Source organism: Catonella massiliensis, assembly GCF_016651435.1.
GTDB lineage: Bacteria > Bacillota > Clostridia > Lachnospirales > Lachnospiraceae > Catonella > Catonella massiliensis.
The window spans coordinates 1,008,375-1,020,109 of record NZ_JAEPRJ010000001.1; the positions used below are offsets into that span (position 1 = coordinate 1,008,375).

At 40.7% G+C, this 11,735-nt stretch carries 10 protein-coding genes and 1 other RNA gene; 8 read left to right on the forward strand and 3 right to left on the reverse strand.

Annotated elements, in window-relative coordinates:
- Window positions 1–8: 8 nt before the first annotated feature.
- Window positions 9–1,343 (forward strand): DUF6382 domain-containing protein, encoded by a 1,335-nt coding sequence (locus tag JJN12_RS04590; RefSeq protein WP_208428572.1) that lies wholly within the window; start codon window positions 9–11, stop codon window positions 1,341–1,343.
- 154 nt (window positions 1,344–1,497) lie between these two features.
- Window positions 1,498–2,568 (forward strand): undecaprenyldiphospho-muramoylpentapeptide beta-N-acetylglucosaminyltransferase, encoded by a 1,071-nt coding sequence (locus tag JJN12_RS04595; protein WP_208428573.1) that lies wholly within the window; start codon window positions 1,498–1,500, stop codon window positions 2,566–2,568.
- A gap of 251 nt (window positions 2,569–2,819) precedes the next feature.
- On the opposite strand, the gene JJN12_RS04600 is transcribed toward JJN12_RS04595, so the two are convergent.
- The 3 genes from JJN12_RS04600 to JJN12_RS04610 are packed head-to-tail and all read right to left on the reverse strand — an operon-like array spanning window position 2,820 to window position 4,831.
- Window positions 2,820–3,236 (reverse strand): HIT family protein, encoded by a 417-nt coding sequence (locus JJN12_RS04600; RefSeq protein WP_208428574.1) that lies wholly within the window; start codon window positions 3,234–3,236, stop codon window positions 2,820–2,822.
- 19 nt (window positions 3,237–3,255) lie between these two features.
- Window positions 3,256–4,254: an SCP2 sterol-binding domain-containing protein gene (locus JJN12_RS04605; protein ID WP_208428575.1), complete on the reverse strand. Its 999-nt coding sequence runs from the start codon at window positions 4,252–4,254 to the stop codon at window positions 3,256–3,258.
- A complete protein-coding gene (locus JJN12_RS04610; protein ID WP_208428576.1) occupies window positions 4,244–4,831 on the reverse strand; it encodes a rhomboid family intramembrane serine protease in 588 nt (195 codons plus the stop codon). The genes JJN12_RS04605 and JJN12_RS04610 overlap by 11 nt, the downstream gene beginning before the upstream one ends.
- 270 nt (window positions 4,832–5,101) lie before the next feature.
- On the opposite strand from JJN12_RS04610, the gene JJN12_RS04615 reads away from it, so the two are divergent.
- From JJN12_RS04615 to ssrS, 6 genes are all read left to right on the forward strand, one after another.
- Window positions 5,102–5,863, forward strand: a complete 762-nt coding sequence (locus JJN12_RS04615; RefSeq protein ID WP_208428577.1) for a ComEA family DNA-binding protein — start codon at window positions 5,102–5,104, stop codon at window positions 5,861–5,863.
- Window positions 5,864–5,973: 110 nt separating this feature from the next.
- Entirely contained in the window at window positions 5,974–6,663 is a 690-nt protein-coding gene (locus JJN12_RS04620) for a response regulator transcription factor (RefSeq protein WP_208428578.1), read from the forward strand.
- The gene (locus JJN12_RS14455; RefSeq protein WP_328706788.1) at window positions 6,608–8,134 is read left to right on the forward strand and encodes a sensor histidine kinase; all 1,527 of its coding nucleotides are present in this window, start codon (window positions 6,608–6,610) and stop codon (window positions 8,132–8,134) included. Before JJN12_RS04620 ends, JJN12_RS14455 begins: the two co-directional genes overlap by 56 nt.
- Window positions 8,121–9,062, forward strand: a complete 942-nt coding sequence (locus tag JJN12_RS04630) for a GerMN domain-containing protein (RefSeq protein WP_208428579.1) — start codon at window positions 8,121–8,123, stop codon at window positions 9,060–9,062. The genes JJN12_RS14455 and JJN12_RS04630 overlap by 14 nt, the downstream gene beginning before the upstream one ends.
- On the forward strand, window positions 9,049–11,448 hold the full coding sequence (locus JJN12_RS04635; protein WP_208428580.1) for a DNA internalization-related competence protein ComEC/Rec2: 2,400 nt from the start codon (window positions 9,049–9,051) through the stop codon (window positions 11,446–11,448). Before JJN12_RS04630 ends, JJN12_RS04635 begins: the two co-directional genes overlap by 14 nt.
- A 77-nt stretch (window positions 11,449–11,525) precedes the next feature.
- Window positions 11,526–11,703: non-coding RNA, 6S RNA (gene ssrS / locus JJN12_RS04640), on the forward strand.
- Window positions 11,704–11,735 lie beyond the last annotated feature (32 nt).

The following is an 11,735-nucleotide window of genomic DNA, read 5'->3' on the forward strand; positions in this document are numbered from 1 at the left end:
TTGGTAAGATGGAGAATTTTAGCTATGTACAAGACGGGGGAAGGAATTATCTTAAGTCAGAGCCTGTTGGAGAAGTCGACTACATCGTAGGAATGTTTGCTCATAATGATATCCCTGCGTTTGTTCCGGTTAGCTTTAAGAGCCTGAACCTTGAGAATTATTTTTGTTACAATATGAATGGACTTATACCTATAAACCAGAGCTTTGAGATGAATAAGCTGACAGCAGACAGGATAGAAGCCTTTTTACGCTCTATTATAAAAGCTGCAAAGAGCCTGGAAGAATTCCTCCTGCCTTTTGACAGACTAATTACTGATGAAGCCTACATCTATGAGAGCTTTGGCAAAAAAGACGAATTCTACTGGATATATGGTATTGAGAGTGGGAACGCTACGTTCACAAGGCTGTTTGAGAGACTTCTTGACAGGGTTGACTATAAGGATGACAGTGCAGTAAAGATGATATACTCACTATATCAGGCTGCAAAAGAAAGTGAAGGTATGCAGGGCGTAAGTACAGGTGGAAGCCTCCAAAGGATAAGGGAAAAGGCTGAAGAGATACTCTCTGCCCCACATATGAGCCTTGATATGCGGGCCAGGGAGCTAATTAGGCTTGAAAATGAAAGAAACATTACCAAGAGCTTAAAGGGCTTTGAAGCGGGGACTGGAGATAAGTCTTGCAGGCAAGAGATAGAAGGTGCAGACAGTATGGCAAGAAGATACAGGGCAGAAGCAGAGAGTAAGAAGGCAAGAACACAGAAGGCAGACATAGAAGAGACACCTAAAGTAAAACCTTCGCTATTTAAGAAAAAACAGAAGGAAGAAAAATCAGATAAGACATTGTTTGTCAAGTCAAAGCTTAAAAAGGTCTGGGATTATCTTAATGCCGATATAGGAAGTAAACCTGAAAAGCTTGTTGAACTACAGGCTGTGGGAGAAAATGAGCTCTCTTATAATGTGAGGGAGGTTAAACAGCCAAAGACAGAAGCATCAGATAATGTAGGTGAGGCTACCACCCTTCTTACCGGAGCTATGATAAGTAACGGCATATACTGTCTAAAGCCCGAAGATACAAACGAGGATAATATACTGCTTACAGAATTCCCATTCTTTATAGGAAAGTCAGGAGATAAAACCCACCATACTATAGAGGACAGTACAGTAAGCAGGTTTCATGCAAGGATAGACAGGGAAGAGGAAGAGCTGTGGCTTACGGATCTTAACTCCACCAACGGCACCTTCTTAAACGGGATTAGGCTGATGCCTTTTGGAAGAATGAGGGTAAATAAAGGGGATTCCATAGTTATATCAAGAAAGAGATATGAATTTAAATACCTTGTCTAGCTTGTATTTTATACCTTAAAGCTATATACTTGATTCAAATAGTCAACCCAAAACAGTGATACAAGTAAAACATTGAAGCCCGGATATGCAATTCTTAATATAGAGTTGAAAGCTGTTGTACGCAGATTATAGAATCAGGCTTTGGAGGTATGAGATGAAGAAGATAGTACTTACAGGAGGGGGAACTGCCGGACACGTAACCCCCAATATAGCACTTATCCCGGCACTTAAAAAAGAAGGTTACGAGATACACTATATAGGCACCTATGACGGTATGGAAAGGTCTATGATTGAGAGCCTTGGCATCAACTACATAGGTATTTCCTCAGGGAAGCTAAGAAGATACAAAAGTGTCAAGAACCTTACGGACCCGTTAAGGGTGCTTAAAGGCTTTGGCGAATCCCTTAAGATACTAAAGAGGCTAAAGCCTGATGTGGTCTTTTCTAAAGGAGGCTTTGTCACCGTACCTGTGGTATTTGCAGCAAAGACCTGTAAGATACCTACTATCATCCACGAATCAGACATGTCACCGGGGCTTGCGAACAAACTATGCATACCTAAGGCAGACTATGTACTTGCGAACTTCCCTGAAGCCTTAGAAAAGCTCCCTAAGAATAAAGGTATATTATCAGGTACTCCTATAAGAGAGGAGCTCTTTGAGGGAGACAGAGAAAAGGGACTAAGGTTTTGTGGCTTTAGCGGAGATAAGCCTGTACTCCTGGTAGTAGGTGGAAGCCTTGGCGCCTCTGCGGTAAATGAAGCAGTTAGGAATATCCTTCCTAAGCTCACCGAAAGATTTGATGTAGTTCACCTATGTGGCAAGGGTAAGGCTAAAGAGGAGTATAAGGATGTAAAGGGCTACGTGCAATTTGAATACGTAAGTGAAGAGATGAAGGATATATTTAAGATAACAGACATCGCACTTTCAAGAGCAGGAGCCAACGCTATCTGTGAGCTTTTAGCCCTGAGGATACCCAATGTACTCATACCGCTGTCTGCTAAGGCAAGCAGGGGAGACCAGATACTTAATGCGGATTCCTTTAAGAAACAGGGCTTTTCAGAGGTCCTATATGAAGAGGATATCACAGAGGAAGGACTGCTTGATATCATACTTAGAACCTATGAGAACAGACAGGAATACATAGATAATATGAAAAACAGCCCTCAAAAGGATGCGATAAACATCATAATGGAGCTTATCAAGAAACTGACTAAATCAGACTGATAATAAACTGACTAAATAAGCATAAAATAACTGAATGGTTAATCCTAAAAATAAACTGACTAAATCAGACATCAGATAAACCGCTATAAATACACTTCTACATGAAAAACAGTTGCTATGGAAAGCCTTGGAATATCTTATTCTAAGCACCATAGCAACTGTTTTATTATAATCAAAGAAACTTGCATAAGCTGTAGTCATCAGTCTAACAGCAGTATGTCGAACTAATGCCATCTTGCTACAACTAACAGCTATAATAATTCAGCAATCTTCTTAGCAACCTCTGATGCCTCACCGTCCTCGTAGGAAGTAGGTTTCCAAACTATAGTGCAATCATCATCCTTGAAGCGTGGTATTACGTGTACGTGGAAGTGAAATACAGTCTGTCCTGCGGCTTCGCCATTATTTTGAAGGATATTCACACCGTCACAGCCTGTGAGCTTCTTAAGTGTCACAGCCAGTTTCTTTGCCAGTACAAAAGCCCTGCTTACATATTCGTCATTAAGCTCGCAGATATCCGCAGCGTGTGACTTAGGTAAGATAATGATATGCCCTTTGTTGGCAGGGGCAGCATCCATTATTGCCCTTAGATACTCATCCTCATATACAGTAGCAGTAGGTATGTCTCCGTTAGCAAGCTTACAAAAAATACAATTTTCATCCTTCATAGTATCACCCTTTCAATCCTTATTGTTCTTTCTGAAACTGGAATATAGTATCAAACATCCTAAGTGTCTTAAAATTACCCTTGGCAGCCAGGTCTCCGGACATAAATGCCCTCTGGAAGGTAATCTTTCCGGCTATTATATTGTCAAGGACTTCGGTGGTCGTCCTTGAAGAAACATCTGTATTGTCAAGCTCTCCATAGTAGCATTTTAGCTCGTTTGAGTTAACCTCCACTATTATAGAGCGTGACTGGTCAGACAGTTCTATCTTGTAGGTAGCCTTAAAGTCCTTCTGAGGCCTGAAGTGGTTTCTAAACTGCTTTATCTTGTCTCCCTGGTCAGTGCCTTCATTGCCAAGCATTTCCCTAAACATCTGAGAAAGCTCCTCTATGTCCTCCTTCTGCTTCTTCACATAGTTGTCATCCGATACATAGACAGAGAGCTGCTCACTCTCTTGAGGAGTGAGAGGAAGATTGCTTCCTACCACTGTGTTGCTCCTTATAGTTAACTCACTTGAAGGAAATACGGTTAGGTTTTGATTGATTGCCCTATAAAGGTCTTCAGCCAGCCTCTCTATCCTTCTTGTATACTGACCGTTTAACTCAAACTCTGTATGGTCTTCCACGTAGGAGCTAATGCCCTGACAGGTCTTACCTCCAAGGATTTTCCAGGCTCTTATAAGGCTTAGATAAGATTCGTCTTCTCCAAAAGCTGTGGAAGTGACCACAGGCATCATGTAAGTACCGGCTATCTTTGACTTGTCTGCGTAAAGCCAGCACGCATCAAGGAATTGCAGCATATAACCGCCTATTCCAAACCATTCAAGGCTTGAAGCAAGGATAATGCCATCTGCCTCCTTAAGAGTCTTTGGAAGCATGCTTATGCTGTTTTTCTCTTCATAGAGGTTATATCTCTTAACCTGTACCCTAAGCTCGTTAAGCACCTCAGTTATCTTGTCACATACGTAGATGGTCGGGTCTTCTATGAGTCCCCGCCCGCCATAATAAATGTTAATATTCATGCCAAATACCTTCCTGACTGTCTGATTGTCCTGTTATGAGAAGACCGATTAAAAAGCCTGCAACAAATCCACCCAGATGGGCTATGTTGTCTGTGCTTGTACTTCTAAAGCCGGCATACAGAGAGAACAAAGCAAACAGTATCATTTGTCTTTTTGTTATCGTTTTAAGCTTATCCCTGTATTTTACTACGGATGCTACAGAAGCCCCGATAAGGGCGAATATCGCACCTGAAGCCCCAAGGGAGACGATTTCATTTCCCATATACATATTATAAGACAAAGAAGCTATGCTTGCAAGGATTCCGCCTAGAAAATACACCAAAGCAAAGCGGACCCTCCCCTCGCTGTCCTCATACCTTTTGCCTATTATGAAAAGTATAAACATGTTGTTTAGAAGATGGTCCAAATCAGCATGAAGAAACGTAGAAGTAAAGATCCTGTAGTATTCTCCGTGAAACTTAACGGCCATCCAGGAATTATCCAGGTGAGATATCACGTCTATTCCATTTTGAAGTAAAAACATATTAAGTACTATGTATATTACCACATTTAGCCCTATTACTATGAATGTTAACAATGTGTTCTCCTTTTAGCTTTAATCTCATTCAAATATACCAAAATACAAGATGGGTTGCAAGTGAAATAGTCCTGTAAAAGTAAGAAAATAATCTCACAAAAAAATCTCGAAAAAGCAGGGAGGATACTTGTATTTCAAAGTGATTTAAGGTACAATATAGATGTTTGTTATTTGATTTTTGGGATTGCCTGAGAGGTAATCTTTACTTTTGTTGGGCAGAAACAGGGAATGGCTTTGTTTCTGCCTACTTTTGGCTAAAAAGGAGGAAGAATGAAAAGTAGGCTGCAAGTACTTGTGGTTCTGCTTTTTATTGGGATAGCCGGGGCTGTTTTTGTGTTTTCCGGGAAAAATGAAGGGAAAGAGACAGGTCTTAAGGTAGTAGAAGACATATCGCAAGGCTCAGCAAACTACTCTGAGTCTGGTTATGATAAGACTGCGGACTTGACAGATGTAGATAATAAAAAAGAGGAGTTTGCTAAGAACGGCCAGGGTAAGAGCGTAGACATACAACCTACGGGTGAAGAAAGTCCAAATGTAGTGACTGGTAAAATCTTTGTCCACGTCTGTGGTGCCGTGAGAAGAGAAGGAGTCTACGAACTCTCACCTGATGCAAGGGTAGTAGATGCAATCAGGGCAGCAGGCGGATGCACGAAGAAGGCTGCAAGCTATGGCATCAATCAGGCAGAGGCACTAAAAGACGGAGTACAGGTCTATGTGCCAACAAAGGCAGAGCTAAAGAAAGAGACTAACGGTGCGGACAGAGTCCTCGCATCCATAGGAGTGGAAGGAGTGCGTACAGGTCTTTCTTCACAGGGGGTGAACTTTGGTGAGGGAGGAGATGCACTTATCAATATCAACCTTGCCACCAAAGAAGAGCTTATGAAGCTAAATGGCGTGGGAGAAGCCAAGGCAGAGCTCATTATCACCTATAGGCAGGCAAAGGGCGGATTTAGGGACATTAAAGATATTATGAAGATTAAGGGCATTAAACAGAAGTTTTTTGATAAAATTAAAGATAAAATATGCATTTGAGTGACATCGTGGATGCTTATTAAACAAACATTAAAATACGTATTTAACCGGTATTTAAATTATGCATTTAATTGGCATTTTAATTGGCATTATGGAAAGGATGGCAGTATATGGCAAGGAAGATTCTTGTTGTAGATGATGAAAAGCTTATTGTAAAGGGGATTAGATTCGGCTTAGAGCAGGATGGTATGGAGGTAGATGCCGCCTATGATGGAGAAGAAGCCTTAGAGTACGTGAAGGCTAATTCTTATGATATGATACTCTTAGACCTTATGCTCCCCAAGATGAGCGGCTTTGAAGTATGCCAGCAGATAAGGGAGTTCTCAGATGTGCCTATCATTATGCTTACTGCCAAGGGAGATGACATAGACAAGATAATGGGGCTTGAATACGGCGCTGATGACTATATGACCAAGCCGTTTAACATACTGGAGGTAAAAGCCAGAATCAAGGCAATCCTTAGAAGAAATGAAAAAAGTAAGGTAGTCAAGGAAGCATCAGGCAAGTCTGTATATGGGGATTTGTCCATAGACTTTGAAGGGCGGAGAGTCTATATCAAAGATAACGAAATCAACCTTACAGCCAAGGAATTTGATCTCCTTGAACTTCTTGTAAAGGATGAAAACAAGGTCTACTCAAGAGAAAAGCTCCTTGACATCATCTGGGGTTCAGACTATCCGGGGGATGTAAGGACCGTTGATGTGCATATAAGGAGACTTCGTGAGAAGATAGAAGAGACACCGGGTGAGCCTAGATATATCCATACAAAGTGGGGGGTGGGTTATTATTTCAAGAATTAAACCGCTTATCCAGTTTGTAAGGAGCTTAAAGTTTCAGGGCTTTATGGTAGTGTTTTTCGTTACTCTGTGTTCTCTTATCATATACTCAAGGATACTTATGGCATCCTACGATAAGAATGCCTATGACTACAGAGTGTCAACTATAAGGGAGTACGGAACTACGATTGCCAATAACCTAAGTGTACCGGGCTCTGTGACGAAGGACTCAATTACCGAGTATGAATCTGAAATCAAGTACTTTTCCAGTATGTATGATGGACGAACTCTCGTTATAGACAAGAATCTGAGGGTGCTTTTTGACACCTTCGGTCTTGAAAAGGATAAAACACTTATATCAGAAGATGCGATTGCCAGTCTTGGCGGCAAGGAAAGCATATATCGAAACAGCGACAAAAACTATGTAGAGCTCATCCTCCCAATCACCAATACAAACGACAAATCTGTTATCGGCATACTGGTGTTTAGTTTCTCTCTTAAGGCACCTATGTCTATAGGAGATAAGCTGTCGTATACCGCAAGTACTATACTTGTGATTCTAGGTGCTATAGTAATGATAATTGCATTTGGATATGCATTTAGTGTATCTAAGGCTCTAGGTAAGCTCTCCTCAGAAATAGACAAGATAACTGATGGCAACATAGAAGAGATTGATTCTGTATACAGCTACACAGAGCTTGAAGCTGTATCAAGCTCATTTAACAAGATGTTAATAAAGGCTAAAAAGCTTGAGGGAGGCAGACAGGAGTTTGTATCTAACGTATCCCATGAGCTTAAGACTCCTATGACATCTATGAAGGTGCTTGCAGACTCGCTGCTTAGCCAGCCGGATGCAAGTGTTGAGATGTACAGAGAATTTCTTACGGATATCAACAATGAGATAGAGAGAGAAGACAAGATAATAAATGACCTTCTCTCCCTGGTCAAGTTTGACCGTAAAACAGGTACTATCAATGTGAAGCCTACAGACCTTAACGAGCTTCTTGAGCAGATACTTAAGAGGCTTCGCCCCATCGCAGTTAAAAACCACGTGGAGCTGATATTTGAGAGCTTTAGAGCTGTAACAGCAGAGGTAGATGAGGTCAAGCTTTCACTTGCACTGTCTAACCTCATAGAAAATGCTATAAAATACAACAAAGAGGATGGATGGGTTAGGGTATCGCTAAATGCTGACCACAAATTCTTCTTTGTAAAGGTGGTTGATTCAGGAATAGGCATACCTGAGGAGTTTCAGGATCAGATATTTGAGAGGTTTTACAGAGTCGATAAGGCGAGAAGCAGGGGAACCGGCGGAACAGGCCTTGGTCTTTCCATAACTAAAAATGTAGTGATGATGCACCACGGAGAGATTCGCCTATATAGCAAGGAAGATGATGGAACTACATTTACCGTAAGAATCCCTCTAAGCTACATCCCTCCAAAGCCGCATACAGCCAAGAAGAAAGGTGGTGGATTTAGACTTGCCAGATTGTAAGCCTTTTAAGCTCTTGTTCTGCCTTTTTTGCCTCTCGCTTGCACTTACAGGCTGTGGCAGCAGTGCAAATGACAATATTAAAGAAGCAGAAAACTCATATAAGATATACTATGTCAGCAGTTCAGAAGACAAACTGGTATCAGAGGACTATGTGGCAAAGGAAGAAGAGACTAATAAGTTAATAGGCGAACTTTTAAAGCAGCTTAACAATGTCCCTGATGGAACTGCTCTTAAAAAACCGATACCGGATTCGGTAGACTTAAAGAGCAAAAGCCTTAAAGACGGCGTCCTTACGCTTGATTTCTCAGAAAGCTATCACCAGCTTACAGGGATATCCGAGATACTAAGGCGTGCATCTGTAGTAAAGACTCTTTGCCAGATAAAGGAAGTCAAAAAGGTAGAGTACAGGGTAGAAAATCAGCCCCTTATGTACTCCGAGTTAAATCCTGTAGGCGCGATGTCTGCTGATGACTTTATAGACAATACAGGTGGTGAGACCACTTACTACCAGACAGTCCAGATAAGCCTTTATTATACCAATGCTGATGGAAAGAAGCTTTACCAGACCAGACACAACGTAGAATTTGACGGAACTATCTCATTAGAAGAGCTTGTCATAAGACAGCTTATGGCAGGACCACTTGATAATGATAAGCTTGCACCTGTTATGCCACCCGGAACCAAGTTAAACAAGGTGACATTTAAGGATGGTATCTGCTACGTGGACTTTAGCAAGGAATTTCTTGAGGGCAGGGAAGGAGTATCTGATGAGGTCATAGTATATTCTGTAGTCAATTCACTCTCTGAAATAAGCTCTGTGACAAAGGTTCAGTTCTTTATAGATGGCAAGCCTGTCAGCTCTTATAGAGAGACCATCCCTATTGATTTACCTGTTGAAAGGAAGTTAGATATTATTGCTGAGAATTAAAAGACCGCTTGTAGCTGCGGTACTATTTGTTATACTCCTGATAATGGCTTATGACAGCCTAAGTAAAGACGAGGGTTTTGCCTATATTGGCAAGACCCTAAGCCTGACCGGAAGGATAAAGGAGATAAAAAGCTACGATGTGCCCTTTGGTGAGCGAAGCTACAGGCTGAAGGTAAAAGCCGATTCTGATGAGATAAGCGCCTTCATCCTTAAAATAAAAGAAAGTGACCTGTTTGCGGGCTGTAACCTTTATAATGACGTGGATATAGATTTATCCGAGCTTTCTAGGATTCTATATGGCAGGGAAATAAGCTGCACCGGAAGCTTTGAAGCTTTTGACGGAGAGCTAAACCCCGGACAGTTTGACGCTAACGCCTACTATAAAAATGAAGGCTATACCGGTATTCTGGATGCAAAAGATATAAGGATTGTGAAAGAAGAGGGGAGCTTTTCTCCTGATATATATCTACATAGATTAAATCTGGCAATTTCTGACAAATATAAGAAGATTCTTGGTGATAAAAATGCAGGAAGCCTTTCGGCTATGGTTTTAGGTGACAAAAGAGGTCTGGACGAAGAAATAAAAGAACTATATCAGGAAAATTCAATAAGCCATCTGCTTTCAATCTCAGGTCTGCATATTTCTCTATTAGGTGGTGCTGTTTTTCTCTTTCTAAGAAGGTTAAAGATCAGCTTTAGCTTCCCACTCATTGCATCAAGCATTATTTTGATTATATATGGAGCATTTACCGGGTTTTCAGTATCTACCTCAAGAGCTATTGTTATGATGAGCGTACTGTTTATTTCTTTCGTCATAGGGAAAAGCTATGACTTGCCCAGTGGGCTTGCTCTTGCAGCTCTCATACTTATTGTAATGAATCATAGAGTCATATATCAAAGTGGTTTTTTACTTTCGTTCTTTGCGGTTATAGGAATATTCTATATAATGCCTGAATTGTTGTATATTTTTAAGGTCGATATCTACCATAAAAGAGGGATAATAAAAGGACTACACCTCCTTCTTGCCTCCATCATATCTTCCATAAGCATCCTGCTAGCTACACTCCCCATCGTACTAAATAACTTTTATGAGGTTTCACTTACAGGAATCCTCCTAAACATTATAGTCATTCCTCTTATGTCGCTGGTTGTTATCACAGGGCTTTTAGGAGGCTTTGTGGCACTTGTATCTGAGATTTTGGGAAGCTTCATCCTTGGCATCACACATTATATCTTAAACTTATACACCCTCTTTTGCAGGCTGGGTGATAGGCTTACCTTCCTTAGACTAATCATAGGAAAGCCTGATAAATGGCAGATAGTACTTTACTACCTGATACTTGTGATAGTATTTTACCTTCTAGCACTAAAGCGAAGGGAAAATAAGCTTCGGTCACTAAAGAACAATCTGCCTGAAGGATATAATACATCCAAAAGAATAGTATTTACAGCGCTTATGACCTTTACCTCCTTTTTAATTATTGCATATAAACCAAGAGAATTCTCCATCAATATGCTTGATATAGGACAGGGTGACTGCTTTGTAGTAAATGATGGCAATAACGATATTTACATATCGGACTGTGGTAGTACAACAGTACAAAACGTAGGTAAAACAAGGCTTTTACCCTTCTTAAAGTCGAAAGGCTGGGGGAAGGTAGATACGATTTTTATCTCACACATGGATAAAGATCATGTAAATGGGGTAAATGATTTGCTTAAATGTGCCGAAATAACTATTGGTAGAATAATTATCTCCGCAAGCTACACATCAGATAAGCTTAACTGTGCAGAGCTTGAAGAGCTAAAGGAGCTGGCTAAAATGCGTGATATTAAGCTCTTTTACATGAAAAAAGGAGATGAAATTGTAGGTAAAGATATTAGCTTTAGATGTATCTATCCGACAGGAGAAGAAGACATTAAAGATCAGAACGAAGCCTCCATTGTGATGAGGATGGATTATAAGGGATTGTCGATGCTCTTTACAGGAGATATAGCAGGCTCTACAGAGGAAAAGATAATTGACAGCACTGGAAAAGACATCCTTGACTGTGATATCTTGAAGGTTTGCCATCACGGAAGCAAGAATTCTTCCACAGATGACTTCCTAAAGAAAGTCAGTCCAAAGCTTTATCTTATAAGCTGTGGCCTTATGAACCGTTATGGACATCCTCATAGAGATGCTCTATCCAGGATGACAGGAGAAGGCGGCAGGATACTAAGAACCGACCATATGGGAGGAACACAGATAAAGCTTGCGGATGGAAAGCTTATCATAACCAAGGCAGGAAAGAACCTTACAGGCAAACGCTTTTCTCCGGCAGTCGAATGTGACTGTGAAGACTGCGAAAGGATAAAAGTAAATACTCACCTTGTTAAACCATAAGAAAATTTGGATTAATTATCCTTGAAAAATCTAATTTTTTCGAGTATAATCAAAGTAACAGGACAAGATGACTTTAGATAAGCCTGGAATGTTCGATAATTTCTGATATTTTGAACCTACATGACTTAAAAAGGGATTCCTATATCCATATTTTGATGTCAGGCCTCATTTCGGTGGAAGGCAGATGAATATGTGCGGTTGCCCACCTAGTAAACGCTAGGAGTCAAAAACAGAAACCGGCATTTTGGGCTTATTTTTTATTTTAAAAAGCCAGATTTTAAAAATAA